Origin of the sequence: Bradyrhizobium sp. 23, assembly GCF_023073295.1 — a bacterium.
GTDB lineage: Bacteria > Pseudomonadota > Alphaproteobacteria > Rhizobiales > Xanthobacteraceae > Bradyrhizobium > Bradyrhizobium canariense_D.
Genome location: NZ_JADPJF010000151.1, coordinates 1 through 26,630, shown reverse-complemented (window position 1 = coordinate 26,630; position 26,630 = coordinate 1). Strand labels below are relative to the sequence as shown.

The following is a 26,630-nucleotide window of genomic DNA, read 5'->3' as shown; positions in this document are numbered from 1 at the left end:
GCGCTTCTGGCTGGCGTGCGCTTTCGTCTCGACGGAGGTGAGGCGGGCCGCCGAAGGTCGCCGCGAGTGGTAGCGGACAGGCATCGGTCGCGCCTCGGTGGAAATCACCGAATCCTTCAGGCGATATTGCCCGTCGAAGGTCCTCTCCAATCGGGGATGGTCGTACCTCTTGAGGACCACACGGGCGTGGGAGCGCGCGAATCCGACCGGATAAACGATGACTGCCGTGTCGTAGATTTCGGCGCCCCCGGCTTGGCGGTTGACGAGTTCGATGAAGGCGACGGCGAAAGCCAGGAAGCACTCGATCCGCGCCGTCGAGTCGTCGATCGCTTCCTGGGCCGGCGAAGGATTCGGCAGGAGCATCTGGACACGGTCGAACGCCTGGATTTCGGCTACGGGGGGTAGAGCGGCCGGAGCCGCCGGGCTGGAGAACGCCAACTCGTATTTCCAGGCTTTGATCAGCAGACGGACCGGGGTCTGGCCACGCCTGAGGATCGCGCGCGTCTTCGGCACCGTTACCCGCCGAGGATCCCAGCCCCCGCCTTCGCCGGCCAGCTTTTCCATTGCCTTGCGCGCTTCGGCATCGATCGGGACCTGAGGAGTGTCCGATGCCGGGAACGGCACGATCGACTCACGTGAGTCATGTGCGTCGTCCACTTCGTTCGTCAGCGGACCGGGAGATCTGCACGCCGAGTCGCGGCCCGAGTCACGCGGCCAGTTTGAGACATGGGCGAGCGATTCCGGACCGGAATTCTCTGAAAGTCGGCCCTGAACAGATTGAAAACCGTGCGCGAATTTGAAGGGAGCGTGTCGGAAAATTGCGCGTAAGTTATTGATTTCGTTCGTGGTGAGAACGGATGCCGCGGGGTTCGAGTCTCTCCAGTTCGAAACCCAAGGGATTGACAACACAAGCGAATTTGCGATTTTCCGACGACTGCTCATTGCATTTTCCGACAACTATCAATTCCCGTAGCAATCAAAGCTAAGGAGGAATAATTGCATATCAATAGTGCTTCTATCAATACAGTGATGCTATATTGGAAATCATGGCAAAGATCGAAATCCAGACTCCTAAATACACCAAACCCTACGCGATGCTTCGGCAAGGCGGCCGGGTGCGTCTGAGATGGGACGTCTCCGGCAAGAACTCGGAGGGCTTCGAGCCCCAGACCAAGTTGCTCGACCCCGATATGGATGTGGCGCTGAGCGAAGCGCAGGAGCTGTACGACCGGCTTCTTGAGCATCGGGCGACGAAGGACTCGCCGGTCATCGTGCTGAAGCCACGTAAAGGAAGTTTGGAGGACCTGTACCAGGAACAGCGCAATCACGTCACCTTCACGGGCTTGATCAGTGCCGTCTCGCGAAAGAGCTACAACCAGGTTCTCAACCACTCCGGCAAGCACCTCCTGAAAATCGAGAGGTTCCGCGGCATGCGAGTGTTCGACCTTCCGGTCAGTGCGATCGACTTGCCGACGGCGCAGGCGATCCTGTACGACATCGCGGATGTCGGGCTCGGCGTCGCCGATCCGAAGGGCTCCAACAAGGCACGCGAGCTATGGCGCCTCGTTTTCAACAACATGCGCGGCGTCGTCGACGGGGTCCCGATTCTGAATCCTTTCGCCGGGACTCGCCACCTCAAGGAGAAGAAGACCCCCGTCTTCGCATCTACGCTGCTGCATGCTGTCTTGTTTGACCATGGTGCTCAACAGGAGGGATGGCCCGGAGTGGGGACCGCCGGACTTGCATCCTATGAGTTTCAGCTCCGCCCGACCGCGACCCTGGCGTCATGGAGGTGCGAGCATTGGAAGCCGGTGGACAGGCCGAGGCAGGTCTACTTGGTTCGGCCCAAAGTAGGCAATTCGAGGTGGATCGATCTCTATGATCGTTGGGGTCAACCGCTCTATCCTGTCATGGAGAATCGGCTCGACGCGCTCAAGGGCGATCGGGTCACGGGTCCCTTGATTCCGCGAGACGGGACCTTTGACGAGGGCTGGGCCCCTTTGGATGCCCAGGAACTGCCGAAGCAGTTTTACACAGTGTTCGACCGCATCAAAGCCAGGGTCAACCTGCCCGAAGAAATGCAATGGAGGTCCTTCCGAAAAGGTGGCATCTCCGAATCCGCCGAGTCCGGATGTACGGAAAACGAATTGATGGCGCTCAGCGGCCATCTCGATCCCCGCACCGCCAAGATTTATGTGCAGGAGACGATCAGGATGATCCACAACAATCAGCTGAAGCGGATCGCGCATAGGACGGAGGTGATTCAAGGACTTATCGCGGTCCGGCAATTCGCCACCAACCACGACACCGAGCTGGATGAGCTCATTCGTCTGCTCAATCCTTTCGTCAAGAAGTCGATCGACGTTCACTCGCCGCTCGCGGCGTGACGTGCGGCCACGAACTTCAGGACCACGTGTTTATGCCAAACGCACTGGATAGTGCCTTTCGCGCGTCTGAAGGACGTGGGTGCCGGAGCTTCGCCGCGCGAGATGGATTTACACAACTCCCTCGTCGTCGGGAAGTCGAGGAAAGCGGCCAAAGTCTCTGCCGTCAATTCCTCCGGCCAAATGACAGGGAAGCGGGCGGGCCTGTTCGGGACGCGCACGAGCGTCGGCCTGGTCGGGACTTTGACAAGCTGCGCACGGCGGGGGAGGGGTTGGGGTTCCTCGGCTGTAAATGATGGATCAGGGGCTTCGGGCTTCCTGCGCTTGCCTCTGACGAATACGATTTCGTCGGAGCCCAGCGCGAACCGACCTTTGTCAATTTTGACTATCTGCTTCATGGCTATCTCGGACCCGCTCTAATGAAACCCGCTGTAGCGCGCGGAGATGGTGAAATCGTCGGGCTCTTCAGGATGGGCCGAGCCGTCGATGATGCTGACGGTCACGATCCAGATCCGGAGGCCGGTATGCTGTCGACGTCGAAGCCCAGCAGTTTGGCCCGCGCAGGTCTCGATCGATCATTATGGGCAAACGCGACAACTCTCCACGGCCGCGGAAGGCGAATGCGCCCGTCTAGCGTCTTCTGCCGCATCCATGGCGAGATCGACGGTCGTCGTCTCGCGGGCGCCGCCCGCCAAAGCGAGGCTGCAAAGTCGCGGCGCACTGCGGAGATAAATTAGCAGCTTCGCATCATCGACGATTTCGGATCCTTGACGATGGGTCTCGCACAGGTGGTCGTCGTCAAAAGGGTTTCGCTCCAGCGGTCGAGAAGGGGCCGGCCATCGGGCCGACCGCCCAAGTTACCAGGACTCTTTGTCCTGCCCCGGCTGGCGTCCGCACCGCGGCTCAGGCGCCGGGTACGCCGTCCGGGGACGGAAGGACCCGGTCTCCTTCTCCGGAAACGGGACGTCGAAGCTGTCGGCGATCTCGCTCACGGCGATCGTGAGGTCGTCGCACTCTTCCGGATCGGCGCACCCGTCGATGATGCCGACCGTCACCGTGTCGATTCCGCTCGCCATGGTGCGGCTCACGTGAGGGCCGAGCACGAGTTCTGCTGCCCGCAGGTCCTCCTCGATGCGGTGACGCGCCCGGAGCGACTGGGCGCCGGGGCTGCAGAATGCGTAGCCGCCGGCCCAGCCGTTTGGGGCATCGACGACGACCATGTCGATCACCACCGTCTCGCACCGCGCCTGCGTCGCGACGGACCGGCGGCCGTGGCGGACCGCCTCGCGTGCCTCCTCGGGCACGGGAACGCGCATGTTGGTGACGACGGAATAGCGGCCCGATCGGCGCAGCGCCGCGAGCACCCCGCGGCGGAGGAGGTCGTTGCGCCGTGCGGCTTCGGTGCACGGGCGACGCTGGAGGCGCGCCGGCGGGAGGGCCGGAACGGACGACTTTCCCCTCTCGATCTTCGTCATCGTTTGTCTCCTTTCGGTTCGAGGGTGTGGATCGTCGCCGGCCGTCGGGGCCCGGCGCGTCTGGCGAGCGCTTCGGCGACCGCGTCGCCATCGACGCGTCCGTCGGCCAGGAGGCGGGCGGCGATCTCGTCCAGCGCTTCCCGGTGCGCCGACAGGATGCGAGAGGTGGCCTCGGCGGCGGCGGCGAGCAGCTGCCGTGCTGCGTCGCGCACCTCCGGAAAGACCAGCAGGGATTCCGCCTCGCGCGCCGCACTGAGGTAGAGGAGGTTCGCCTCGTCGTTGCCGAACGATCCGACCATCGCCGCCGCAAGCCTAGTCGCGTCGTGAAGATCGGAGCCGTCCACGCCGGCGCTGCCCCAGCCGGCCTCGCCGAAGACCTGGCGCTCGCCCGCGCGCCCGGCGAGCATGACCTGCAGCCGCGCGAAATTGTCCGCGTGGGTGCCGGCAAGCGGCGCCTCGCGGAACCTGAAGACGGAGGCCGCGGCGCGGACGGAGGGCGTCATGATGGCGACTGCGCCGGCCGGGCCGTGCAGGACGACGTCGACGAGGATGTGAGCCGCTTCGTGCACTGCGTGGCGCGGCAGCAGGCCCGGCGGCGTCTCGAAGCCGCCGGAGAGCGCGCGCTTGAGGTCGTCAAGAACGATGCCGCGGCCGGCGTGCCTCGCACTGCGGCGGGCCTCGCCCACCATGCGCCCGACGTCGGCGCCGGTGCAGCCGAGCGCGGCCAGCGCGATGTCGCCGAGATCCGCATCCGCTAGGTCGCCGCGCAGCCTGAGCCGGAAGATCGCCTCCAGCGCCTCGGGGTCCGGCAGGCCGATGCGGATCACCTGGTTGAAGCGGCCCGACCGCAGGATCGCCGGATCGCAGCGGCGCGCGTCGTTGGTGGTGCCGATCAGCGCGACGGCCCGTCCGTCGCCGTGGAAGTCGTGCGCGCTGGACAAGGAATCGCAAGCGGCCAGAAATCCGTCTATGACCTGGCGTGAGTAGTCCCGCCACGCGTGCTTCATCGAAGCTCTGTCGCCGAACGCCTCGATTTCCTCGATTCCGAAAACGCATGGACTGAGTGACTTAGCTTTTGCTGCGTCTGCGTGCATCTGCCGGAGCAGATGGCCGAGGTGACCTTCGCCGCTGCCCTGCCACTCCGCCAGGTTCGCGAGCACCAGGTTCGTCCCGCTTTCGGCGGCGATCAGGCGCAGCAGCGTGCTCTTGGCCGTGCCCGGCGGGCCCTCGAACACGACGCCGGCGTCCACGGCGCTCCAGGGGATCTCCTTTCGTTTCCACGCCGCGACGTCCTTCACGAACGATTTCGCGTAGGCGACCGCAGCGTCCATGCCGCGGAGATCGTCGAGGCGGAGCTCGCGCACGCTCGAGCGCTCCGCCTTCTCGGCCGCGAGCCGCCGGAGCCTGTCCACGCAGTCGTCGGCGGGGCGGTCGAACCTGACGGCGAGCGAGACCTCGTCGGTGCCGATCTGCCGGAGCGCCCGCTCGTCGGGCACCTCGCGCGGCATCGAGCCGGTGACGAGATGGACGGTCTTGCCGATGGTGTCCGCATCGGGACGCCCGACCGCGAGCCGGACGTCGCAGGCGCGGAGCAGGGCGTCGGGAAGGTGCGACGCCGCGAGCGGCGAGAACGCGATCAAGGGCAGCGCGAGCGACAGCGCCGCCAAGGCGCGCCGTTGCGCGCGGTGCCGGTCCGAGGCTTTCGGCGGATCCGCGACGATCATGTGGAGGCATTGTGTCGCGTTCCGTGCGGCCATGGCCGGCAGGACGTCGGAAAGCACGGAGTGGCTCGCGGCCGTAGCGTCGCCGAGCACGACCTCTCTCCAGCAGTCCGCGACCATCCCGAGCACGGCCGGGTCCGGCACGTCGCAGATCACGACCGGAGAAGCGCAGCGCATCGCCAGCGCGAGGCTCTCCGTCTCGTCGAAAGCTTTCGCGAGCATGAGCTTCGTGGCGACGGCGTCCGCCGTCGGCACGCGATTCCACGTCGTGGGCCTCGGCGGCGGCCCTCCGGACGAAGCGTCAGACGTCAAGCGCGTCGTCGCGCGGGCCGCCTCCCAACTCTTCTTTTCACGGCGGAAGACGGCGCGTTCCAGCGGCCCCATGGGCGCGGGGCGGAAGCGGGTCGTCTTCGTCTTCTGCGCTGCGGGTCGCGTGGCCGCGGTCGCGCGGGCGTCAGACATGGGGAGGCTCCTTGATTAGGAAGTCGAAGGATTCGTTCCTGCCGGCACCGATCGCGCGTGCGGGGCGAGGATGCGAGGCTCGGGAGGCATCGGCGACGCCGAGGCCTCCCACACGCCACGCCGGGCCGTGCCATAGCTCGCCGGACCACGCCCCACCCTGAGCTCTCACGCGACCTCCTCGACCGAAAAGGTGCCGTTCGTCGGCCGCCAGTCCCCCACGCCTTTGGCGAAGCCGGCGAGACGGTACATCTCAACCACGTCGTCCCGATTCCAGAGCGACGGGAGGAAGTGCGCGGTGAAGACGACGGACCAGTCGTGGAAGCATGGCCTCGTTCGCATGGTCCGCGCCGATCCGATCTTGACGGAGGCGCGCAGCCGGAATTCGGGCAACAGCCACAGTTCGTCGAGATCGCGCGGGCCGTCGTAGTCGAGCGGGGCGTTGCCCTCCACGACCACGCCGACGCGCGCGGCGTCCTTGCGCTTGCGCGACCTGGCCGCGCCGACGAACGTCGCCGTGAGCGCCTCGGCCGGGATGCACGGACGTCCGGAGTCGAGCCACAAGCAGCCGTTCCATTCGATGCGCGCGATCTCCTCGTGGTCGGCGCTCGTCTTCATGCGCTTGGACGTCAGGCGCGCCAGCGCCTTGGTCGCCGGATCGAGCGGATCCGACATCCGTCCGCAGCGCATGATGAGCCGTTTGGTGCCGACGATCTTCAGCGTGACGGTTTCAGCTTCCATGAACTCGGGTCTCCTAGCGGGTGGGATCGGACAGTCGCGTGCGGACGTCGCGCATGCTGATCACGTCGGCGCGCAACGGAACGACCCGGGCGAAGCGGCGCCGCCGCAAGATGTCCTCGATGTCGCGGTGGCAGCGCGCGCAAAGCGCGATCAGATCGCCGCGGGCCTCGCAGCCCAGGCGAAGGTAGGTCGCATGATGCGCTTGGAGAGGCGAACCCTCGGACGCCGCTTCGAAGCACAGGCGGCAATGGCCGTCGGCGGCCTTCAGTTCGTGCAGTCTCTCTTCGTTGGACCGCCAGGCTCCGCTCGCGATGTATCGTCGGTAGTTCAAACGGACCTCACTAGCGGTGTAAATAGAGTAACGTGATAAATCACATTGAAACTTCTAGCATGCGGATTCCGGCAGTGCCGCGATTCGACATCAGATCTTTCGAAAAAAAGATCAGAGACCGATCCGTGGCAACGCGGACATGCGGGGCGTCCCGGAATGCGACGCGCGGGCGCGCGGCCCCGGCGGCCCCGCGGAGCGATCCGCGCACGACTGGGAAGGTCCGGTTTAGATCGTCCGTTCACGGCCCGGCGACGGCGCCGAACCGGCCCAGACCCGGAGCTTGTGCGCCGGGCGTCGCAGGTCGAAGCCCAGCAAGGCGCCGGAGAAATTGAGCTCGAGACCCTGGCCGCGCTGCGCCGTCCGCCGACCACCTTCGTCCACGACGCTGGCGGGCCGGCTCCGCTGCAGCAAGTGCGCCAACGCCGGTCGCCGGCCGCCGGCGACGCTGCTACAGCTGGCGCTGCGACCCCGCCAGGCCGCTTCGGAGACGTGACGATGTGCAACCTCTATTCCATCACCACGAACCAGGCCGCCATCAGCGCACTGTTCCGCGTCGTCAACAGGTACGTCGGCAACCTCGCGCCGATGCCCGGCGTGTTTCCGGACTACAAGGCGCCGATCGTCCGGTCCGGCCCCGATGGCCGCGAGCTCGCGACCGCGCGGTGGGGCATGCCCTCGTCGGCGCACGCGCTCATGGAGGCGACCAAGAAGCGCGCCGCTAAGCTGCAAGCGAAGGGCAAGACCGTCGATTTCAAGGAGTTGCTCCGGATGGAGCCGGACGGAGGCACCACCAACATTCGCAACGTGAAGAGCAAACACTGGACGCGCTGGCTGGGGCTCGAGAATCGCTGCGTGGTGCCGTTTAACAGCTTCGGCGAGTTCAACAAAATCGAGGGCGGCGACATCTGGTTCGCGCTCGACGAGACCCGCCCGCTCGCGTGCTTCGCCGGCATCTGGACCAACTGGACGTCGGTCCGGAAGGTCAAGGAAGGCGAGACCACGAACGACCTCTACGCATTCCTGACGACGGAGCCAAACGCCGAAGTCGGCGCCATCCACCCGAAGGCGATGCCGGTGATCCTGACGACACCCGACGAGGTCGAAACCTGGATGACGGCACCGGCCGACGAAGCCTTGAAGCTGCAACGGCCGCTTCCGGACGGGGCGCTCCGGATCGTCGCCCGCGGCGGGAAAGAAGACGCGGCGCCCACCATGGCCTAAGTGTGCGGCTCTGATCACCCGTAGCCTGTCGAAGCGCTTGACTCCGAGGACGGCACTCGAACAAAAATAGAACGAACGATTCCTAGTCACGAAGGTCCGCTTGGCCAAACTGCCGCAACTGCCGGTCTACTATTATCTCGACCACTTCGCCGAAATGCTGGGGTTCGTGCAGCGGACGTACGCTCCCGTGCTTGGTCCGGAGCATCACGCCTTCATGGCGCGGTTCGGGGGCCTTTCGAGAGATGCGCGATGCCTCCTGGTCCGCATGATCAACAGGCGCGGTGCCATATTCAACCGATCCCTGTTCAACTACCCCGAGATCGATGACGTCGAGCGGGCGGCATCCGACCTGACCGCGGCCGGTCACGCGCGCGAGCTCGGCGAGGCGGACTATGCGGACTTCGTCTCATGCCTACCGAAGGACGTCCTCGTCACCGGAGCGCACGCGGCCGGGCGAGGAGAGGTCCGCAAATCCTGGTCCAAGCCAAAGTTCATCGATTACTATCTGGAGCGCATCCCCTTTTCGGTCGCCGCGCACCACTGCGGGGCCCGCAACTTCATCGCGCTCGACGGGACGCGGCCCATCGAGTTCCTGCTCTACCTGTATTTCGGCAAGACCGAGGTGAACCTGAAGAACTTCGCGCTGCGCGATTTGGGGATCCTACGCACCAACCGAGAGACCTCGTTCAGCGCGCGCTTCACCGATGCCGAGGAGGCGCTCGCCTCGTTCCACTACAGCCAGATCCTCGACAGCCTCGAGGTCGGAACGGAGCCTGTCCATAGACGGGCCGCCGTCGAGCTGCTCTCTGGGCCCGCCTGCGGGACTCAGTTTGCCGGCGATCTCCGCAGCCGAGCCGCGCATCAGACGGGACTCTTCTTCGAAAAAGCAGGCGAAAGCGACCTTGCCCGTCAGCTCTACCGGGCGGGGTCGTCGCCGGACTGCAACGAGCGCCTGGTCCGATTGCTCTACAATGCCGGCGATAAGACAGAGGCCGAAGCGCTGCTGCAGCGGATGATCGATGATCCTGCCAGCGACGAAGAACACCTTTTCGCTACCGACTTCTACGCCCGCAAGTTCGGCGGACGGCGCACAGGTCTCCACACCGAACTTCTGCGGTCCGGCCGCACGATCACCGTAGACGACACTCATCGCGGCAATCCCGAGGCGGGCGTCGCCGGCGTGCTGCGGCGCGAGGGTACGAAGGTCTATTTCACCGAGAATGTGCTGTGGCACACCCTGTTCGGCCTGCTCTTCTGGGACGAGCTCTTTGAGAGCACCCGGATGCCCAGCGGGTTCGATTGGCTACCTCACTGCCTGAAGGACCGCAGCTTCCGCCGGCTCTTCGCCGCGATGATCGACGAGAAGCTGGCGGCCATCGCGTCCGGGTCTGCCCTTCCGTTGATCCTGCGCACCGTCGCAGCGAGATGGGGCCGCCCGAACGGGATCTTCAGCTGGGATCACGTGCAGGTGGAAGCTCTGCGGGCGCTGCTCGAAGGATCGAGTCCGGGCGCCGTCGCCACCATTGTCGGCAGCATGTGCGACGACTTCCGGGGAATGCGGGACGGTTTCCCCGACCTGATGTTGGTGCAGGACGGCAAAGCGTCCTTTATGGAGGTCAAGGCCGAGGGGGACGTGATCCGCCGCAATCAGCTGACCCGCCTCCGCCAGCTCGGGGCCGCCGGGATCATGGCCGAGATCGGTCGGGTGGATTATCGTTTCGACCCCGAGCAGGACTACGTGGTGGTCGACATCGAGACGACTGGCTCCTGGTCGAATGGCGATCGCATCACCGAGATCGGCGCGGTGAAGATTCGCAATCACTGTGTCGTCGACGAGTGGCATTCTCTCATCAATCCTCAGCGTTCCATTCCCGCGAAGATCGTTCAGCTGACCGGCATCACGAACGAAATGGTTCGGGACGCACCTGTGTTCGCGGAGGTAGCGGACCGATTCATGGAGTTTATGGCGGACGGTATTTTCGTTGCCCATAATGTCAGCTTCGACTACGGTTTCATGGCCTACGAATTCGAGCGGATTGGGCGACGCTTCAGATTCCCGAAGCTCTGCACGTGCGCCGGAATGCGGCGGCGATATCCGGGACACAAATCCTACGGACTTGGAAAGCTTTGCGAGATCTACGGCATAGACCTTAAGAATCACCATCGCGCCTTGTGCGATGCGAGGGCCTCGGCGCAGTTGCTGAATCTCATCAATCGGAAGCGGAGCGAAGAGAGACACAGCGCTGAAGCAGCGTAAGGCCTCTGATACGAAAAGCTGCCAGGATCCGCACCCTGTGGCCGATATCAGCGAATCTAGTCGATCTTGACAGCAGTTCGTTAGCCGCGGCGTTCAGGTCAATTTCTGGTAAATAGAAATATCACTTGCTCCGTCGGGCAAAACAGTGGTTCATAAGGCGCTGGTCCTAGCAGACGAAGGAGCCAGCCCGGTGGCGAATGACGTCGATACATCCTCGGAACTGTCCAAGATCGCGAAGCTGAATGGTGACTTCCGAAGGAACTACGGCACGCTCATCGGAGCGATCTTGTATCTCCGCACCGTGAGCGCCGCCCGCCGAAGCCCCTGGCTTTGGGCCGGCCTGATTTCGATCGCTGTTTCGACGGTTCTGAGCTGGTTGGGGCGGCACGGTTGGTTTTTGCCAGCGTTGCCGTGATGGCACCGAACAATGCCCCCTTTTCCTCGTAAAGCGCGCCCCGACGTCGACGAAGGGAATCAGATGAGAGCCAGACGTAGCGTCCTGAGCTCAACGGTGCAGGCAAGAGTACGTAGTCCTCGATCTCCCGGTTAGCCGCACCGAGCTCGCCACCGCCTGCGACGTCGTCTACGTCGCCGACGATGCGCAGATCGGATATCCGCCAGTGCGTCTGATGAGTCCGCCCGACATGCAATATCATCCCTGGCTGGTCGACATGCGCCGCGCCATGGAACTGATGCTGACTGGCGATGCGATGTCCGGCCGCGAAGCTGCCGATTGGGGGTACGCGACGCGGTCGTTCCCGCTCGCCGAACTCGACGAGAAGACGCTCGATTTCGCCGAGCGCGCCGCCAAGGTGCCGGTCGAGCTGCAGCAGCTCAATAAGCGCAGCGTCCATCGCGCGATGGAAATCATGGGCGCCCGCGCTGCCATTCGCGCCGGCACCGAGATTCAGGCGCTGGCCTTCACCACGGAGGCGAGCAGGGCCTACATGGGCAGTTTTCGCCGCGACGGCAGCAGCGTTAAAGATCTCCTCGACCAGCGCGATACGACCTTCGGCGATTATCGAACGAAGAAGGAGTAGAGCGAGGGCTGTCACCAGGCGGCAGTTCGTAGGATGGGTAGAGCGGAGCGAAACCGGTCATCGCTCTTCCAAAAGAAAGCCAAAGGATTTCGCTGCGCTCTACCAATCCCTACAAGCTCCACGTGTGGTCGTAGAAGGCCGAGGCGGCACTTCCGCTGTCTTGTGGTAAGGCGCTGCACGGGACGATTGAGCGTGCTGTCACGCCTCATGCGATGGTCGCAGCGTCGAATTTGATTAGCTGCTTGACTAACAACATCGACCGTCCTCATATCGAAAAAAATCAGGCCAACGCGCCACTGGGACGGAAATGCTCGATTTCACGCAGCAATTGATTAGCGGCGTCGCGTTGGGGTGCGTCTACGGGCTGATCGCCCTTGGGTTCGTCCTGATTTACAAGGCGACCGAAGTGGTGAATTTTGCGCAGGGCGAAATCATGATGCTCGGTGCCTTCATGTCGGTCACCTTCATCACGACGCTTGGGCTGAATTACTGGTTGTCGTTCCTGCTGTGCGTGATCGCGATGGCGATCCTCGGCGCGATCATGGAACGGCTCGTGCTTCGTCCCATCCTCGGTTATCCGCAATTCTCGATCGTGATGGCGACGATTGGTCTTGGGCTCGTGATCCGGGCGCTCGTCGGCATCATCTGGGGCACGGACGATCTGCGGATCGAGACCCCATTCACCGACGGCGTCTTGACGGTCGGCAAGCTCGTCATCGCCTGGGACGCGCTTTCCATCATCGTTGCGACGGTGCTGCTCTGCGCCGCGCTCTACGCCTTCTTCCGCTACACCCGGGTCGGCATCGCGATGCAGGCGACGTCGCAGAACATGCTCGCGGCGTATTACATGGGCATCCCGGTCAAGCGGATGTTCTCGCTGATCTGGAGCCTCTCCGCGATGGTCGCGTGCGCCGCCGGGATCTTGCTGGCGCCGATCACGCTGGTCCACGCAAATCTCGGCTTTCTTGGCATCAAGGCATTTCCTGCGGCCGTGCTCGGCGGCTTCGGCTCGATTCCCGGGGCGGTCGCCGGCGGCATCACCATCGGCATCGTCGAATCCTTGTCCGGCTTCTATCTGCCTGAGGGATTCAAGGACGTCGCGGCCTATGTCGTGCTGCTCGCGGTGCTACTGTGGAAGCCGCAGGGCCTGTTCGGCCTCAACGCCGTCAAGAAGGTTTAAGGCATGGCGCACCATGTCCGCACCGGTTACGGCGACAGCGATCCGCTGTTCCCGTCAAAGGCCGCAGTGTTCTGGTACGCTGTTCTGCTCGCAGGGCTGATTGCTGCGCCCTACGTGATCGAGTCTTATTATCTCAGCCAACTCGTGTTCATCATGATCTACGCCATCGTCGGCGTGGCGCTGAATATCCTGTCCGGGCAGGCTGGGCAGGTCTCGATCGGTCACGCCGCCTTTCTCGCCATCGGCGCCTATTTCACCGCGGTGGCGCAGAAGCACGGCGTTCCGCTGGTGCTCTATCTCCCGCTCGCCGGTGTCTTCACAGGGATCGCCGGCTACCTTGTCGGGCTGCCGGCGCTTCGCCTGCACGGGATCTATCTCGCCATTGCCACGCTCGCCTTTGCCTTCATTGTCGAGGAGATCATCGCGCGATGGGAGAGCGTCACCCACGGCAATGAGGGATTGATGCTGCCGCCGCCGAGCGTGTTCGGGCTGAAGCTCGGCACCGAAGGCTTCTATTACCTCTGTCTGCTCGTCACCGTGCTGGTGATCCTCGCCGCCATCAACATCATCCGGTCCTCGACCGGACGCTCCTTCATGGCCATCCGAGATTCCGAGACCGCCGCGCGCAGCATGGGCATTGACACCGCGCGCTACAAGACCACGGCCTTCGCGCTATCGGCCGGCATCACGGGAATCGCGGGTGCTCTCTATGCGCACAAGATGTCGTTCATCTCACCGGAAATGTTCAGCCTGGCTGTCTCGATCGATTTCGTCATGATCATCATCATCGGCGGGCTGGTGAGCCTCCGTGGCGCGGTGTTCGGCGCGATCTTCATGATCATGGCCGATCCGTTGCTGATCATCCTCAAGGACAAGGTGCCGGTGTGGAGCGAGACCATTATGCACGGTCTGTTCCTGCCGGAGACCGTGACCCAGGCCGTTCAGACCGGCGTCCTTCGCGTCGTTAACGCGCCCGGCCTGAAGTCGCTGATCTTCGGCATCATCATCATCGTCTTCATCATCTACGAGCCGATGGGCCTCGACGGCCGCTGGCAGCGCGTGAAGGCCTATTTCAAGCAATTTCCGCTGGCGCGCCAACGCAGCGCGCGCCCACCCCGCATGTTCCTGAAGTCCGAGCGCCGATGACCTTCTTCGACGTCAAGAACCTGACTGTGAAGTTCGGCGGTCTCACGGCCGTGGACAACGTCTCGTTCGGGATTAACGAGGGCGAGGTCTTCACTATCATCGGGCCGAACGGAGCGGGCAAGACCACGCTGTTCAACCTCATCAGCCGGCTCTACACGCCGAGCGCGGGACAGATCATCTTCCGCGACGAGGACGTCACGCGTCTTTCGGCGCAGCAGATCGCCGGGCGCGGCATCGCCCGTACGTTCCAGAACATCGAGCTGTTCGAGAGCGCCTCCACCTTGCAAAACCTTTTAGTCGGCCGACACCGGCACTCGACCACGCGGGCTTGGCAGGACATTCTCCGCACGAAGAAGGTTCGCGCGGAGGAAGTCGCGCACCGTCGCGCGGCCGAGGAGGTCATGGACGTGTTGCGGCTGCAAAGATACCGCGACATCACGATCGGCGCGCTTCCCTATGGCGTCCGCAAGGTGATCGAGGTTGCCCGCGCGCTGTGTGTCGGTCCGACGCTGCTGCTGCTCGACGAGCCCTCGTCAGGCCTCAACGTTGAGGAAACCAATGCCATGGCGGAGTGGATCCTGGAGATCAACCGTCGTCTCCGCGTCACCGTGCTGATGGTCGAGCATGACATGTCACTGGTCAGCCGCGTCTCCAACCGCGTGCTCGCGCTGAACTACGGGAAGATGATGGCGCTCGGCACGGCCGCGGAGGTCCAGGGCCACCCGGATGTCATTGCAGCCTATCTCGGGACATGACGATGGACGCGCAACCAATCCTCCGTCTCGCCAACGTCGAGAGCACCTACGGGCCGATTACCGCGATCCGCGGCATCAGCCTCGATCTGAGGCAGGGGCAGATCGTCACCGTGCTCGGTGCCAACGGCGCCGGCAAGACCAGCATTCTCAAGACCATCTCCGGCGTGCTCGATCCCATAAAGGGAACCGTCGAGTTCGAGGGGCGCAAGATCCGTTCGATGGAGCCGGACAAGGTCGTCCGGCTCGGCATCAGTCACGTGCCGGAGGGACGCGAGGTGTTTCCATTCCTCTCCGTCCGCGACAATCTGCGGATGGGCGCCTACATCCGCAAGGACAGCAAGACCATCGCCAGTGATCTGGAGAAGGTGTTCGACTATTTCCCGGTGCTGCGCGAACGGCAAAGCCAGATCGCGGGCCAGCTCTCCGGCGGCCAGCAGCAGATGCTGGCAATCAGCCGGGCCCTGATGAGCCGCCCGAAAGTGCTGCTGCTGGACGAGCCGTCGCTCGGGCTCTCGCCGTTGCTGGTGAAGGAGATCTTCACGATCATCCGCCGGCTCAATGCGGAGGAGGGAGTCTCGATTCTGCTAGTCGAGCAGAACGCCAAGATGGCACTGGAGACGGCGCATTACGGCTACGTGCTCGAGGTCGGCCGCGTGGTGATGCACGACACTTGCGCCAATCTGCTCCAGTCCGACCAAGTCCGCGAATTCTATCTGGGTATGCAGAGTGAAGGTGGTCATGGCGGGCGCTGAAAACGAGGCACTCTCGGCACGTCTTGCCACGGCCCTCGCGGCGCACGGCACGGCGACCGTCATGCGCTCGAAGCGTTACGGGCTTTGGCAGCCGCTCAGCGGCACGGAGACCGCGACGCGTATCGCCGCGATCGCGCGCGGCCTGCGCGCGGTCGGTTTGCGGGACAACGACGTCGCGGCCATCTGCGGCGAGACCTGCGCGGATTGGGTGCTCGCCGATCTCGGCATCATGGCCGCCGGCGGCATTTCGGCGGGGCTCGACGCGGACGCAAATGGTGAGGAGCTGGCGCGGCTCGTCGATCTGTTCGGGGTCACCATTCTCTTCGTCGCCGGCGATGCGCATCTGCACCGGGCGCTCGGCATCCGGGATCGCTGCCCGGGATTGCGGCTGATCGTCCTCATGCACGAGCAATGGGATGACGGCGCGCGCGTGGACCACGTGATGACGCTGGCGGAGCTGCAGGCTCGCGGCGCGGGCGCCGAGACGCTTCCTGCGCCTGCCGCGGCCGCGATCACCGCGATCGTGATGACATCGGGCGTTACGGCCCCGGCGCGCGGAGCCCTGCTCACGCAGGCCGCGCTCGGCCGGCAGGCTGCGCGGGCCGCCAGTGAACTGCAGCTGAGCGCGTGCGACGAACGCCTCTCGTTGACGCCGCTGTATCATGTGATGGAGCGCGTGGTCGGCGTCTACGCCTCGCTGCTCGCGGGCTGTATCATCAATTTCCCCGAGAGCCGCGAGACCGTGCTCGCCGATCTCAGGGAATTGCAGCCGACCGTCGTGCAGGCGCCGCCGCGCGTGTGGGCGAAGCTGAAGTCCGGTGTCGAACTCGCTGCGGCGGAGGCGACGAAGTTTCAGCGCCGCATGGTCGCGCTGGCCGTGAAGCCCGGAAGCGACGGACCGAGCCCCATTCTCGATGCCTTGGTCCTGACGCCGGTCCGCACTCGCCTCGGTCTATCGCGGGCACGACTGTGCCTCACGACCGGGGCGCCGGCGCGCACCGATGTTGGCGCCTGGTTCGCGGCGATCCGGCGGCCGCTTACCGATGCCTATGGCCAGGCCGAATCCGGCGGGGCCGTGACGTTGGCTCCGCATCGCGGCACGCCCAGAACGCTCGATGGCGTGACGCTGGAGACGCTGGTATCAGGCGAAATCCGGCTAACGTCCGATACGCTGTTTGTTGGTTACGCGGGCGAGACTGAGAACGCGGTTCGCGACGGCTGGTGGCATAGCGGCGATGTCGTCCATGCCGGCCAGCTGCATCCCGCGGGACGTGCCGCGGATCAGCTCGACAGCGGCCCCGCATCGCTCAGAAGCGAAGCCGATCTCGTGACATCGCCCTACGTCGCCGATGCCTTCCTGCATCGCGATGACAAGGGAAGGGTGATCGCTGCGGTGTTGATGGACGCTGATTCCGTCATCAAGTTCGCGCAGGACAACAGCATTCCATTCACGCACTTCCTCAGCCTTTGCCGCTCCGACGACATCCGCACACTGATCGGCCGCGTGATCGCGCAGACCAACGCGCGGGCGCCCGTAAAAATCGACGATTTCACCTTGATCGAGCGTTCGCTCGGTCCTGGCGACCCCGAGATGAGCGCCATGCTCGTGCTGCGTAGACGATTGCTGCGTCCTAGAGAACATTCCGTAACAGCAAGCGCCATTTCACAGAGCGCATAACCGAAAGCCCTGGAGGTATACCATGACGTTACGTTTCCTTTTGTCAGCGGCGATCGTCGCGCTCACGGGATTGCCGGCGCAGCCCGCGCTCGCACAGTTCAAGACGCAGGGCGTCACCGACACGGAGATCGTGATCGGCACGCATATGGACCTCTCCGGGCCGATCAAGTCATGGGGCGTTCCTGCTTCCTCGGGCATGAAGCTCGCAGTCGAGCAGATCAATGCCGCCGGCGGCATCAACGGCCGCAAGATCAAGCTCATTCTGGAGGACGACAGCTACGATCCGAAGAAGGCCGTGCTGCAGACGCAGAAGCTGATCGAGCTCGACAAGGCGTTCTCGATCGTGTCCGCGATGGGCTCGGCCACGACGCTGGCGCCGATGCCGCTGGTGCAGGGCGCCGGCCTGACCCATCTATTCCCGATCACGGCCGCCGAATTCACCTTCAAGATGGATCCGGCCAAGCCCGAGGACAGGCTGAAGTTCAACATGTTTAGCCCCTACTACGACACGATGCGCCTAGGCATCAAATACGTGATGGAGAAGAACGGCATCAAGAAGCCCTGCATCGTCTATCAGGACGACGAGATGGGAAAGAATTTTACCGATGCCTATTCCGATCAGCTGAAGGACTTGAAGGTGCCCGAGGCCACCCGCGTGTCGTTCAAGCGCGGTGCAACCGACTTCAACTCGCAGGTTGCGCGCATGAAGGCGGACGGCTGCGATCTCGTTGCGCTCGGCTCCGTGGTCCGCGAGTCCGTCGGCATCGTCACCGCCGCCAAGAAGCTCGGCTGGACGCCGCTTTACGTGGTGTCGTCACCGAGCTACGTGCCTGACCTGCACGATCTCGGCAAGGACGCCACCGAAGGCATTTTCGGAGTCGGTCAGACCGAGATTTTCTATCCAGATACTGCAACGGCCAAGGTGAAGGAATTCATCGAAGCTTATCGCAAGATGTTCGGCATCGATCCCAATCTGCAATCAACCTCGGGCTATGACGGCGCCATGGCGTTCGCGTTCTATGCCGGCCTCGCCGGCAAGAACCTGACGACGGATTCTCTCATCGCTGCGATGGAATCCGGCAAGGTCTTCGAAGACATCTTCGGTGGCGCGCCGGTGTCCTTCTCCAAGGACAATCATCTCGGCGTGTCCGCCGCGACCATTGGCCAGATCAAGAACGGCCGCTGGGTGACGATCGCAAAGAACCAGTCGTACAAGAGCGAGAAGTAGACGGTTGAGAATAACGGCGATGCCTAAGCTGCAGGCATCGCCGTCGAGCTTAGTGCTCGTAGGATGGGTAGAGCACTTGCGAGCCCATCATACTTCCGGCGAGGGGAAGCCGATGGAGGCCGAAACCGCCAAAGCCCAGACCGTCCCGCCGAGTAGGTGCGCTGCCAGGCCTGTCACTCCTAGTCGCCGGGCCACTTCATACCCTGTCATCTTCGCAGAAAGCGGCCGAACTGAAACGCTGCGTATTGCCGCCTGGGATCGAGTGATCATGCCGCCGAGAGCCGACGAGGTTGAAGGTAGGCCCCAGCGTCGCGGCCGGGGCCTCCGGATCGTACGCACGATCGAGGGCCGCGGGCCTATCTCGGGCCGACCGGTGCAGGACTGGCGGATCGTCATTCAGCGGGCCTGATCGCTCAGGCCTCGGCTGCACGGGCCCACATCAGCGCCAGCGGCTCCGGCGAAATGCCGGCCGCAAGCACGATCTAGCAGCCACCTGCCGTGCTGGGGCCGGCCGGCAACCTAGTGGCCGAGGAGGCCGTGGGGTGCTGCGCGCCAAGCCAAAATCGCTGGAACAACACCATGAAGCGGAAGACCTGAGCTGGTCGAGGCCGTCTCGCGACTATTGTGCCCGCCGATCAAGCCGAGCTTCATTTCAGCCTTCGTCCACAGCCGCGCGGAACAGGTGGACAAGCCGGAGCCTCTGCATTTCGGAATCCCTGACCCGTGCTAACCGCCAGGAACGAGCCGGCGGTCCGAAGGATTCGTCCCGGCAGGAGCAAGCTCGATGCTGATGACGAAGGAAAGACGGCCGGCGATCAGAACGCGGCGCGGATGGGCGCTCAGCGTGTTGCAGGAGGCGGGCGCCATCCACGAATGTGAGGAGCATGGCTGGGCAATGGACCGGGCCGACGACCCTCACGCCCGCGACCGCGCGTTGGACATCGCCAGGCAGGAGCCTCCAGACGGCTTGTCTCCGGATCAGGCTGTCGCTGAGCTCCGCGGAGTGCTGGACTCGATCGGCGATACCTGCCCTGAATGCCCGCCCGACTGAACCGGACCAACAACCCACGGTCCGATGCCGCTGTCGACGATCAAGGGATCAGGGGTGCCGCCGTGGTGCCAAGATGCTCAGCAGCGGCAAGCACCCGGCCAGCGTGCTTTCGCCGCTGCTGCGCGAACTCTGCTGCGTCGACCTGCGAACGCACCTTGTAGCCAGCCGCCGTCAAGCGGGCGCACACGCGCGGAACTGCCGCATCAGTGGTGTCGTCAGATTTTGCCTCAAGGCCGATCAGTCCATTCAGATCGTCGATGAGGCGCAATCCTTCGCTTCGGAGCAGGATCGCCGGCGCTCGGCTCTCGCGGTCCTCGATCAGCAGTTCGAACATCAGCGCGAGGTCCAGCATGGCCCCGAGCGTTGCAGGCCAACCCGAGCCGACGCCAACCGATCGAAAGTAGATCAGGGATGGATGGGAAGCATGGCTCTGCAGGACGGTGGCGCACCGGTCCCGTCCTTTGTAAAGCACGCGCCTGATCTCCTCCGGAGAGTCGAGGTCGGCGTAACGCTCCAGCAGTCTGAGAGCCGAGGGCGGCTGACCCGCAGCCGTCGTAAGTTTGAGAATTCCGGCATCGCGGCGGGAAATACCCTCTTGTACCTGGAGGAGGTAAGTAACAGCCATTGTCAGGACCGAGAGGCCCGAAAGGCCGGCCAGGATGAGGGCCCAGCGGGCTGGGCCATGGGCCTCAATGCCGCTCAGTCCCACCGTGCACAATGCGCTTCCGACGATGAACAGTGCCTCCTGGAAATCGGCTGGCGGCGCGAACCAATCGCCAGAGCATGCGCGATCAGGCCGAAGCCCAGCCACAAAAGGACCATCCAGATGAGGAAGGAGCCCATGAGGATCGCCGGCGCAAAGCTGGTGGAGACCCCGCTCTTGCCGCGGCGGGCCCACTTCCAAACCGGAAGCATGATGGCGAGCAGCCGCCGCGCCACGCGGAGCGCGCCTCGGCTCTCTCCGGGCACCACCACCGTGTCGAATACATCGCGAAGGGCGAGGACGACCAGGACAATTCCTGCGATGATCTCGACCGTCGGTATGATCATGGAACGCCGCCAGGCGGGATGTGCTCAAACTCGTCACAACTGGGCGCGTGGAGGATCAGCAATCCCGCCCAACAGGCCAGAACCGAGGTCAGGATCGATCCTGCGGAGATCCTTCTGCGGCTATCTGCTGGTCGGACCAAATGCATCGGCGCATTTTCAATTAACCAGCACCAACCGCACGGTGCCGTGGCCGTTCCTATGCGAAGCTGCTCGGACCCACCCTGTGCTCGGCCAAAGCGCCCTCATCCGTGCTCAAGCTCTACTGGGTCGCTGACTTTATCTCAGATTGCAGTGGCGTCACCCGAGCACGAACTGAAGTCTTTATCAGATCCTGTGCAGGAGCTTCATCTCGGCCGCCAGCTGGAAACTTCGTTTTCCGGCCAGCGCCGTCGCCTCCCAAATCGCGCCGTTGGCCTCGCAGCTGCCCGAAAAGCCGATGCCCACCTCGTAACCGCCGAAGATCGCGTCGCGAGCCGCCGTGTGTTCCTGGTTGACGATTTCACCGCGCCAGCGGTTATCCGCAGAGGAGTAAGAACCGAGATAATAGAAGAAGGCGTCTCCGCCCAGCATGCGGCCGTCCTCCAGCAGCATCACACCGGTCAGTCCGCCGTCAATCCCATCGAGCGCGCGGATGCGCAGCCCGTAAAGGCCATTCGGGATGCCACCGTCGCCGACCTTTCCGGGCGGCGGCAAAGACTCCTCATCCAAGCTGGTCATCACGGCATGCATCACTTGATCAGGGAGCCGGACCGGAGAGGCATCGAAGTGATAGGAATCGCCAACCGCACGGCCGCGCAGGATCAGCTCGTCATCGTCCGCACCGTAGAGCTGCCGCACCTCGGGATTGAGAGCATGGCGCTGTCCGGCTACCCGACCGACGATCACGCCGTCGATCTCTTGGTAGCTTCCGACGTGGGCGAAAGCCGAGTTTCCCCCCAGCATGCGGCCACCGCGCACATGCATGACGCTACGGTTCAGCACGGCACCGGCGCGATACTCGCATTTGTACAATCCGTCGAACAACACCCTGTCCCCGCTATGCGTAGCGTATTGTAGCCGGCCAGATGGTACGCGAAAAGGCGGCTCGGTGCCGCCTCGAGGCTCGCGTTGATCATGACCGCCCCCATGGGGCTCATCTTGCGAGGAGCGAATCCCCGAAGCAGGCAAGCAGGGCGGCCGGGCCGGGATAGACCTGGACGCATCCAGCCTGCCTCAGCGAACTCTCGGTGAAGCCGCCGCACAGCACGCCGACGATCGCGATCTTCGCTTTGCTCGCAGCTTTGGCGTCGGATGGCGTGTCACCGATCGCCACCGCGTCATGGCCCTCGACCCCAAGCTTCTTCAGGACCGCTTCGAAGATGTCGGGAGCCGGCTTCGATTCCTCGACGTCGTCCGACGAGGTCGTCACGTCGACCAGGTCGCAGATGCCCGCGATCTCGAGATACTTGGAAAGTTCATCCTTCTTGGCGGAGGAGGCGACGGCAATCCGGGCGCCGGCATTCCTCACGCGCCGAAGCAGATCGGGGACTCCCGAAAACGGGCGCACCAGCGGCAGATACTCGGACCTGAACCGGTTGCCGCGCCATTCCTCCATCTCCTTGCCATGGTCCCGCTGCGCGTCTTCGGACAGGAAGTGCGGGATCAACTTGTCGCCTCCCTTGCCTATCTGCCCCCGAGCCTGCTCGAAGCCGACATCGTGGCCGAACTTCACCATCGCTTCGTGCCAGGCGAGCGCATGGAGATCGACCGAATCCAAAAGCGTTCCGTCGATGTCGAAGATTGCGGCTTTGGGCAATTCAGGATCCTCCCGAGCGTGAGCGTCCAAGCTTTGCGTACCATTCGGCGTAGGTCGTGTTGTTGGCCATGTGCCGGTTGAGATCGGGTGCGCCGTCTTCCCACCAAACGGGGCCTCTCTCACCGAGCCTCCGTTTGAACTCGTCCACGGCCTTGTGCGCGGCGGCCTCCGTCTTGAGGTCTGCGCTCCGCTTGGCGTCGCGGACCGCGCGACGGGCCTTCATCAGATGGCCGACGAGACTGGTCCGCTCCGCTTCACCGAGGCCGGGCCTGGCCATGCGCCACAACCTGCCACGGACGACGAAGTAGCGACCGTCGGGCGTCACTGGATATTTCACGTTACATCAGGCCGACTTGCGCCGCGCCCCTGACGCAGGCTTCTTCGCCACCGCTTCCTTCGCCAGCTTCTTACCGGCGATCGGCATCAGCATCTCCTTCTGAGCCGCCGCAGCTTTCTTCGTCTTCTTGGCAGGCTTTTTCGGTGCCTCGGTCTTGGCTGCTGCGGCGCCGACGCTCTTGCGTAGCGCGTCCATCAGATCGACGACGTTCTCGCCTTTCGGCCGATCCTTCGGCACGATCGGCTTGCCGGTCCGCTTCTGATTGATGAGCTCGATCAGCGCGCTTTCATAATGGTCCTCGAACTTCTCCGGCTCGAAGCTGCCCGCTTTTTGGTTCACGATGTGCCTGGCGAGATCGAGCATGTCCTTGGTCACTTTGACGTCCTGGATCTCGTCGAAGTATTCGTGTTCGCTGCGCACTTCGTAAGGATAGCGCAGCAGCGTGCCGACCAGGCCCTTGTCCATCGGCTCGAGCGCGATGATGTGCTCGCGGTTGGTCAGCACCACACGCCCGATCGCGACCTTGTCCATCTCGCGGATGGTCTCCCGGATCACCGCGAAGGCGTCGTGGCCGACTTTTCCGTCCGGACGGATGTAGTAGGGGCGGATTAGGTAGCGCGGATCGATGTCCGACTTGTCGACGAACTCGTCGATCTCGATGGTCCGCGTGGACTCCAGCGCGATCTCTTCGAGCTCTTCCTTGGAAACCTCGATGAACTGATCCTTCTCGAGCTGGTAGCCCTTGACGATATCCTCGTTCGAGACCTCCTCGCCGGTGTCGGCGTCGACCTTGAGGTACTTGATGCGGTGGCCAGTCTGGCGGTTCAGCTGGTTGAACGAGATCTTCTCGCTCTCGGAAGTGGCCGGGTAGAGCGCCACCGGGCAGGTGACGAGGGACAGGCGCAGGAAGCCTTTCCAGTTCGCGCGGGGGGCCATGGCTACGCAACGCTCCAGGTACGGGGACTTTGACTCAAGACGAACGGCGCGACACGGTTCCGACACCGCCGCCGCTATCCACGGAAATCCGTGCCTTGCCGCCGGCCGGGGCGCCATGACGCACGCCGCGCAGCCTTGACTCCTGCGAACAAAATGAGAACCTGCTTCGATGACCCGACCTGAGCCATGCGAACCGGCCGCCTTCGAGGTGGAGGTCGCCGCCGACCAGGCCATTGCCGCCTGCGGCGGAGATGCGTGGGAAGCGGTGAAAGCTCTGCTTGTCGCTAACGGCTTCCTGGAGGCACAGGTCGCTGAGCTACGGGCCTCGGTTTCCGCCGGCTACTCGCGCCGCCGGCTCGACGTCCCGCGCGATCGGAAGGATGGGTACGACTGAGATGGCCGAGGTCACCTACTACGTCGCCTTGCCCTTCGTCGCCGCCGACGATGGCATCGCCGTCGGCGAGGCGACGGAGTGCTTCTCGGCCAATGCCGCCGTGATGCGTGCCGAGGCGCGGTTTCGCAAGCCCGGCATCCTAGGCGCGGTCGCGTTCAGCCGTAGCGGCGATCCTGCGACCGGCGAGTTCGGAGACGCCACCGTCATTCGCAAGTTCGGCGACGTGCCGGCCGATCTCAGCGCCCTATGAGACTTCACTGGGGTCCGGAACGAGATCGCCCGGAGCGCGGGCAGACCCGCGCCCAGGAGCGCGAAATTCAAATGCCGCAGCGGGTCGGCGTCGCAACCGCCTGAGCCGAGCTGTGCTCTCGAGGATGCGGGCGAAGGTGGGCGATCTTTGCCAAGAGCGGGACGTGCTCCGGGTAGCCTCGACCGCGTGACCGGCGCCCCGCTCGGGGCATCTTCCGGCGCCTTGACTCGCCGGCCGGACGTACGGTGATATTGCTGGGTGCGTCATGGAGCAACAATTCTATCCGGGTCTTGACCCTCGCCGAGAAGGCCGAGTCGTTCACCGTGCGGCGCCTGCTGGAGCTCGCGAACGGTACGATGACAAGGGTCCCTCTGGATCCGGAGCGACCGACCGACCGCTGCCTGCGCCACGCACGCCGCCATCCACCTTCTCCCGACCAGGCGGGGATGCGGCCCGAGCTGCTCGTCTGGATAGTGCCGCGGTAGGCTCGCGCTCGCCGGGGGCCCAAGGAGCCCCGGCGCCAACCTGGATAGATTACTTCTGCCCGGACGGAGCTTGCGCGTTCGAGTTGTTCGGGTTGTTGCCGTTCTGCTTGTTAGCCTCATGATGGCCCACCACGCAGCCCGCCACCGCGCCGAGCTTGCCATGACCCGCCATGTGGCCGGCAACACCACCGACGATCGCGCCCTTGATGCACCCCTTCGCTTGCACCGGCGAGGCCAACGCCAGTGACAGCAGGCAGACAGCCGCAAAGATGGTCTTCATGATCTCTCCTCCGAAAATTCGACGCTCGTGATGGTCAAGTCGCAAAGTGAATGGCCGTTCCGCGGCCATTGTTCGTGTAGATCCATTTTGCTGCTGGTCTCACGTCACCCGCTCGGCTGCGCCTGATAAGCTCGGACGCCGCAAACGCCCGAGCTCATGCTGAGCGCACCGCGAGCATCTGAACTCGAGCTCGACACCGGGTGAAAGGTTTTTCGGCGGTTCGCGGCCATCGGCCAGGCGCCGCAGTTCGGGCACTTAACCGCAAGGTATCGGTTTCAAGCATCGTTGCCGTTCTCTGCCGCCCCGCTGGGCAACCGCGCCAAATCGGAGACGTTCCTGCGTGCTGCCAGACCTAGGAAAAGCTGCCGCGAAGAGCACGGACCGATGTTGCCTGGCTCACTGAACGGTCGCGGCGCTCAGACGAGAGGAGGGCGCTGCTCAGGAGCTTGTAACGTTCGGTAGTCCGTCTACGATCCCGAAATGACAGAGCACAAAGCTTGCCCGAAATGCGAGGGGACCATGGAGCAGGGTTTCATTCCCAGCCTGGGGCGTGGGCAGTTGCTCTGGTTTGCGGGAGTGCCGCCCGCCACGTACCGCGAGTCGTTCATGTTCGGCAGGAAGGCGCTTACGGTGGCCACGTATCGCTGCTCGGCCTGCGGCTATCTGGAATCGTATGCGGAGGCAGGATCGCCCGAGTAAAGAGAGCGCTTCATGGAAACGATTGCTGGATCTACCGCCCTTGTGCTCGCAATGGTCACGGGGCTCGCGTTCTATTTCCGCTTGAAAATGACAGGCCTGCAGCGGCGACTTGTCACCCTGGAAAGAGTTGAAGCAAAGCTCGATTTACTTCTGAAGCAGGGCGGTGTGAGCTATGAACCGCTGGGTGGTTCGACGGAAATAGAGGACGCGCTCAAAGCCGGCGAGAAGGTCCGCGCAGTTTCACTTTACCGCGCCGCGAACGGCTGCACGTTGGCAGAAGCAAAGGCAGCGATTGAAAGGGCGCAGCGGCCCTAATCATCGTCACGTCAGTTGCCTTATGAAGCGCTTCGGCGTGCCCTCCTAGCTGGAATTGGACTTCGCGCCCGCGGTAGGCGGCTCGGACGGAACGAATCAGCGCGACCGCGTTGAATCGCCATGTGTGTGCTTGCGCTGGAGCAAGCCGGCGTCGGCGGCCTTCTCAGCTACGGAACCTCGCTCGGGCAAGCCGCTCACCGCATGGCATGGCAAGCCAGCGGCTCCTTAAAGGCGATGCCGCAGGCCTGGTCGGCTCGGAATGCCCAGGCGCGCAAACCTTGCGGGACCGGGTACTGGCCGAAAAAGGCCAGTCGACATTTCAAAAGAGGCCCGACAACAGCCCGCTCGACCGAGGCCACAAGGCTCTCAGCAAGCGCTGAGCTGGCTCCGCGATCGCCAATCGGGGTTGTCCATCCGAGCCCGGATGGCGGCAAGGTCCATGGCGCGACCTCGCATCTGCAATGTAGTCGTCCGTTAAGAAGCCGAATTGAGCGGGAGCGGACAGGCAAGCGTATGCGATAGCTGGATCAGGAAGAGGCATAAGAGTTCTCTGAGCCAGGCGAGGATACGGCGGAAGTTGTGGCCCACTGCTGAGAGCACGACGTTGGCGGCGTCGCCGGCGCGGCCTTTGAGATAGCAGCGGCCAAGGTGACCTTCGGCCTTCAGATGT

The 26,630-nt window shown here is 63.8% G+C and carries 28 protein-coding genes and 2 pseudogenes; 16 read left to right on the top strand and 14 right to left on the bottom strand.

The window, feature by feature from the left end:
• Positions 1-942 (bottom strand): hypothetical protein (locus tag IVB32_RS37230; protein ID WP_247413023.1); only part of this gene is annotated, 942 nt, incomplete at its 3' end.
• Positions 943-1,046: 104 nt separating this feature from the next.
• Here IVB32_RS37230 and IVB32_RS37225 point away from each other — a divergent pair.
• On the top strand, positions 1,047-2,387 hold the full coding sequence (locus IVB32_RS37225) for a hypothetical protein (RefSeq protein ID WP_247370401.1): 1,341 nt from the start codon (positions 1,047-1,049) through the stop codon (positions 2,385-2,387).
• On the opposite strand, the gene IVB32_RS37220 is transcribed toward IVB32_RS37225, so the two are convergent.
• The 5 genes from IVB32_RS37220 to IVB32_RS37200 all read right to left on the bottom strand — a co-directional run bounded on the left by IVB32_RS37220 (position 2,366) and on the right by IVB32_RS37200 (position 7,111).
• Positions 2,366-2,782: a hypothetical protein gene (locus IVB32_RS37220; RefSeq protein WP_247370396.1), complete on the bottom strand. Its 417-nt coding sequence runs from the start codon at positions 2,780-2,782 to the stop codon at positions 2,366-2,368. The genes IVB32_RS37225 and IVB32_RS37220 overlap by 22 nt on opposite strands.
• 459 nt (positions 2,783-3,241) lie before the next feature.
• Complete coding sequence (locus IVB32_RS37215; protein WP_247370394.1) at positions 3,242-3,859, bottom strand: hypothetical protein; 618 nt, start codon at positions 3,857-3,859, stop codon at positions 3,242-3,244.
• A complete protein-coding gene (locus tag IVB32_RS37210; RefSeq protein WP_247370391.1) occupies positions 3,856-6,042 on the bottom strand; it encodes an AAA family ATPase in 2,187 nt (728 codons plus the stop codon). Before IVB32_RS37210 ends, IVB32_RS37215 begins: the two co-directional genes overlap by 4 nt.
• Positions 6,043-6,207: 165 nt before the next feature.
• Positions 6,208-6,780 (bottom strand): hypothetical protein, encoded by a 573-nt coding sequence (locus IVB32_RS37205; RefSeq protein ID WP_247370387.1) that lies wholly within the window; start codon positions 6,778-6,780, stop codon positions 6,208-6,210.
• Between the two features lie 13 nt (positions 6,781-6,793).
• The gene (locus IVB32_RS37200; RefSeq protein WP_247370385.1) at positions 6,794-7,111 is read right to left on the bottom strand and encodes a hypothetical protein; all 318 of its coding nucleotides are present in this window, start codon (positions 7,109-7,111) and stop codon (positions 6,794-6,796) included.
• A 495-nt stretch (positions 7,112-7,606) separates the two neighbouring features.
• On the opposite strand from IVB32_RS37200, the gene IVB32_RS37195 reads away from it, so the two are divergent.
• From IVB32_RS37195 to IVB32_RS37145, 11 genes and pseudogenes are all read left to right on the top strand, one after another.
• Positions 7,607-8,332 (top strand): SOS response-associated peptidase family protein, encoded by a 726-nt coding sequence (locus IVB32_RS37195; RefSeq protein WP_247370382.1) that lies wholly within the window; start codon positions 7,607-7,609, stop codon positions 8,330-8,332.
• Positions 8,333-8,432: 100 nt separating this feature from the next.
• Entirely contained in the window at positions 8,433-10,589 is a 2,157-nt protein-coding gene (locus IVB32_RS37190; protein WP_247398951.1) for an exonuclease domain-containing protein, read from the top strand.
• Positions 10,590-10,779: 190 nt separating this feature from the next.
• Positions 10,780-11,004 (top strand): hypothetical protein, encoded by a 225-nt coding sequence (locus IVB32_RS37185; RefSeq protein WP_247370368.1) that lies wholly within the window; start codon positions 10,780-10,782, stop codon positions 11,002-11,004.
• Between the two features lie 154 nt (positions 11,005-11,158).
• Positions 11,159-11,629: pseudogene (locus IVB32_RS37180) on the top strand (enoyl-CoA hydratase-related protein); the annotation flags it as partial.
• Positions 11,630-11,936: 307 nt separating this feature from the next.
• Positions 11,937-12,809: a branched-chain amino acid ABC transporter permease gene (locus IVB32_RS37175; protein ID WP_027568253.1), complete on the top strand. Its 873-nt coding sequence runs from the start codon at positions 11,937-11,939 to the stop codon at positions 12,807-12,809.
• 3 nt (positions 12,810-12,812) lie between these two features.
• Positions 12,813-13,955, top strand: a complete 1,143-nt coding sequence (locus tag IVB32_RS37170) for a branched-chain amino acid ABC transporter permease (protein ID WP_027568254.1) — start codon at positions 12,813-12,815, stop codon at positions 13,953-13,955.
• A complete protein-coding gene (locus IVB32_RS37165; RefSeq protein ID WP_247370364.1) occupies positions 13,952-14,710 on the top strand; it encodes an ABC transporter ATP-binding protein in 759 nt (252 codons plus the stop codon). The genes IVB32_RS37170 and IVB32_RS37165 overlap by 4 nt, the downstream gene beginning before the upstream one ends.
• A gap of 2 nt (positions 14,711-14,712) precedes the next feature.
• On the top strand, positions 14,713-15,462 hold the full coding sequence (locus IVB32_RS37160; protein ID WP_247370362.1) for an ABC transporter ATP-binding protein: 750 nt from the start codon (positions 14,713-14,715) through the stop codon (positions 15,460-15,462).
• Entirely contained in the window at positions 15,449-17,140 is a 1,692-nt protein-coding gene (locus IVB32_RS37155) for an AMP-binding protein (protein WP_051462851.1), read from the top strand. Before IVB32_RS37160 ends, IVB32_RS37155 begins: the two co-directional genes overlap by 14 nt.
• Positions 17,141-17,162: 22 nt before the next feature.
• The gene (locus tag IVB32_RS37150) at positions 17,163-18,368 is read left to right on the top strand and encodes an ABC transporter substrate-binding protein (protein ID WP_247370359.1); all 1,206 of its coding nucleotides are present in this window, start codon (positions 17,163-17,165) and stop codon (positions 18,366-18,368) included.
• 784 nt (positions 18,369-19,152) lie between these two features.
• The gene (locus IVB32_RS37145) at positions 19,153-19,419 is read left to right on the top strand and encodes a hypothetical protein (RefSeq protein WP_247413022.1); all 267 of its coding nucleotides are present in this window, start codon (positions 19,153-19,155) and stop codon (positions 19,417-19,419) included.
• Between the two features lie 40 nt (positions 19,420-19,459).
• Here the strand turns inward: IVB32_RS37145 and IVB32_RS37140 are convergent, their stop codons facing one another.
• The 6 genes from IVB32_RS37140 to IVB32_RS37115 all read right to left on the bottom strand — a co-directional run bounded on the left by IVB32_RS37140 (position 19,460) and on the right by IVB32_RS37115 (position 23,537).
• Positions 19,460-20,044 (bottom strand): hypothetical protein, encoded by a 585-nt coding sequence (locus IVB32_RS37140; protein ID WP_247370354.1) that lies wholly within the window; start codon positions 20,042-20,044, stop codon positions 19,460-19,462.
• 74 nt (positions 20,045-20,118) lie between these two features.
• Entirely contained in the window at positions 20,119-20,469 is a 351-nt protein-coding gene (locus IVB32_RS37135; protein WP_247370351.1) for a hypothetical protein, read from the bottom strand.
• A gap of 324 nt (positions 20,470-20,793) precedes the next feature.
• A complete protein-coding gene (locus IVB32_RS37130; protein WP_247295446.1) occupies positions 20,794-21,492 on the bottom strand; it encodes a GrlR family regulatory protein in 699 nt (232 codons plus the stop codon).
• Between the two features lie 109 nt (positions 21,493-21,601).
• Positions 21,602-22,264, bottom strand: a complete 663-nt coding sequence (locus tag IVB32_RS37125; protein ID WP_247370345.1) for an HAD family hydrolase — start codon at positions 22,262-22,264, stop codon at positions 21,602-21,604.
• 1 nt (position 22,265) lies between these two features.
• Positions 22,266-22,601 (bottom strand): hypothetical protein, encoded by a 336-nt coding sequence (locus IVB32_RS37120; RefSeq protein WP_247370341.1) that lies wholly within the window; start codon positions 22,599-22,601, stop codon positions 22,266-22,268.
• Between the two features lie 6 nt (positions 22,602-22,607).
• Positions 22,608-23,537 (bottom strand): Ku protein, encoded by a 930-nt coding sequence (locus IVB32_RS37115; protein ID WP_247413018.1) that lies wholly within the window; start codon positions 23,535-23,537, stop codon positions 22,608-22,610.
• 169 nt (positions 23,538-23,706) lie between these two features.
• Between IVB32_RS37115 and IVB32_RS37110 the strand changes: the two genes are divergently transcribed.
• A complete protein-coding gene (locus tag IVB32_RS37110) occupies positions 23,707-23,931 on the top strand; it encodes a hypothetical protein (RefSeq protein ID WP_247370335.1) in 225 nt (74 codons plus the stop codon).
• 1 nt (position 23,932) lies between these two features.
• Positions 23,933-24,181 carry a hypothetical protein gene (locus tag IVB32_RS37105; RefSeq protein ID WP_247370626.1) on the top strand — a complete coding sequence of 83 codons (249 nt, stop codon included), beginning with the start codon at positions 23,933-23,935 and terminating at the stop codon, positions 24,179-24,181.
• 534 nt (positions 24,182-24,715) lie between these two features.
• Here IVB32_RS37105 and IVB32_RS37100 read toward each other — a convergent pair.
• Positions 24,716-24,946, bottom strand: a complete 231-nt coding sequence (locus tag IVB32_RS37100) for a hypothetical protein (protein WP_027568266.1) — start codon at positions 24,944-24,946, stop codon at positions 24,716-24,718.
• Positions 24,947-25,426: 480 nt separating this feature from the next.
• On the opposite strand from IVB32_RS37100, the gene IVB32_RS37095 reads away from it, so the two are divergent.
• Together IVB32_RS37095 and IVB32_RS37090 are read left to right on the top strand one after the other, a co-directional pair.
• A complete protein-coding gene (locus tag IVB32_RS37095; protein ID WP_027568267.1) occupies positions 25,427-25,645 on the top strand; it encodes a PF20097 family protein in 219 nt (72 codons plus the stop codon).
• Positions 25,646-25,657: 12 nt separating this feature from the next.
• Complete coding sequence (locus IVB32_RS37090; protein ID WP_155809816.1) at positions 25,658-25,960, top strand: hypothetical protein; 303 nt, start codon at positions 25,658-25,660, stop codon at positions 25,958-25,960.
• A gap of 474 nt (positions 25,961-26,434) precedes the next feature.
• On the opposite strand, the pseudogene IVB32_RS37085 reads toward IVB32_RS37090, so the two are convergent.
• Positions 26,435-26,630: pseudogene (locus IVB32_RS37085) on the bottom strand (IS5/IS1182 family transposase); the annotation flags it as partial.

Excerpts from the sequence above, each read along its gene's own strand:
- IVB32_RS37225 (WP_247370401.1), top strand. The coding sequence starts at position 1,047 with ATGGCAAAGATCGAAATCCAGACTCCTAAATACACCAAACCCTACGCG.
- IVB32_RS37220 (WP_247370396.1), bottom strand. The coding sequence starts at position 2,782 with ATGAAGCAGATAGTCAAAATTGACAAAGGTCGGTTCGCGCTGGGCTCC.
- IVB32_RS37215 (WP_247370394.1), bottom strand. The coding sequence starts at position 3,859 with ATGACGAAGATCGAGAGGGGAAAGTCGTCCGTTCCGGCCCTCCCGCCG.
- IVB32_RS37210 (WP_247370391.1), bottom strand. The coding sequence starts at position 6,042 with ATGTCTGACGCCCGCGCGACCGCGGCCACGCGACCCGCAGCGCAGAAG.
- IVB32_RS37205 (WP_247370387.1), bottom strand. The coding sequence starts at position 6,780 with ATGGAAGCTGAAACCGTCACGCTGAAGATCGTCGGCACCAAACGGCTC.
- IVB32_RS37195 (WP_247370382.1), top strand. The coding sequence starts at position 7,607 with ATGTGCAACCTCTATTCCATCACCACGAACCAGGCCGCCATCAGCGCA.
- IVB32_RS37175 (WP_027568253.1), top strand. The coding sequence starts at position 11,937 with ATGCTCGATTTCACGCAGCAATTGATTAGCGGCGTCGCGTTGGGGTGC.
- IVB32_RS37170 (WP_027568254.1), top strand. The coding sequence starts at position 12,813 with ATGGCGCACCATGTCCGCACCGGTTACGGCGACAGCGATCCGCTGTTC.
- IVB32_RS37165 (WP_247370364.1), top strand. The coding sequence starts at position 13,952 with ATGACCTTCTTCGACGTCAAGAACCTGACTGTGAAGTTCGGCGGTCTC.
- IVB32_RS37160 (WP_247370362.1), top strand. The coding sequence starts at position 14,713 with ATGGACGCGCAACCAATCCTCCGTCTCGCCAACGTCGAGAGCACCTAC.
- IVB32_RS37155 (WP_051462851.1), top strand. The coding sequence starts at position 15,449 with ATGGCGGGCGCTGAAAACGAGGCACTCTCGGCACGTCTTGCCACGGCC.
- IVB32_RS37150 (WP_247370359.1), top strand. The coding sequence starts at position 17,163 with ATGACGTTACGTTTCCTTTTGTCAGCGGCGATCGTCGCGCTCACGGGA.
- IVB32_RS37145 (WP_247413022.1), top strand. The coding sequence starts at position 19,153 with ATGCTGATGACGAAGGAAAGACGGCCGGCGATCAGAACGCGGCGCGGA.
- IVB32_RS37140 (WP_247370354.1), bottom strand. The coding sequence starts at position 20,044 with ATGGCTGTTACTTACCTCCTCCAGGTACAAGAGGGTATTTCCCGCCGC.
- IVB32_RS37135 (WP_247370351.1), bottom strand. The coding sequence starts at position 20,469 with ATGATCATACCGACGGTCGAGATCATCGCAGGAATTGTCCTGGTCGTC.
- IVB32_RS37115 (WP_247413018.1), bottom strand. The coding sequence starts at position 23,537 with ATGGCCCCCCGCGCGAACTGGAAAGGCTTCCTGCGCCTGTCCCTCGTC.
- IVB32_RS37110 (WP_247370335.1), top strand. The coding sequence starts at position 23,707 with ATGACCCGACCTGAGCCATGCGAACCGGCCGCCTTCGAGGTGGAGGTC.
- IVB32_RS37105 (WP_247370626.1), top strand. The coding sequence starts at position 23,933 with ATGGCCGAGGTCACCTACTACGTCGCCTTGCCCTTCGTCGCCGCCGAC.
- IVB32_RS37100 (WP_027568266.1), bottom strand. The coding sequence starts at position 24,946 with ATGAAGACCATCTTTGCGGCTGTCTGCCTGCTGTCACTGGCGTTGGCC.
- IVB32_RS37095 (WP_027568267.1), top strand. The coding sequence starts at position 25,427 with ATGACAGAGCACAAAGCTTGCCCGAAATGCGAGGGGACCATGGAGCAG.
- IVB32_RS37090 (WP_155809816.1), top strand. The coding sequence starts at position 25,658 with ATGGAAACGATTGCTGGATCTACCGCCCTTGTGCTCGCAATGGTCACG.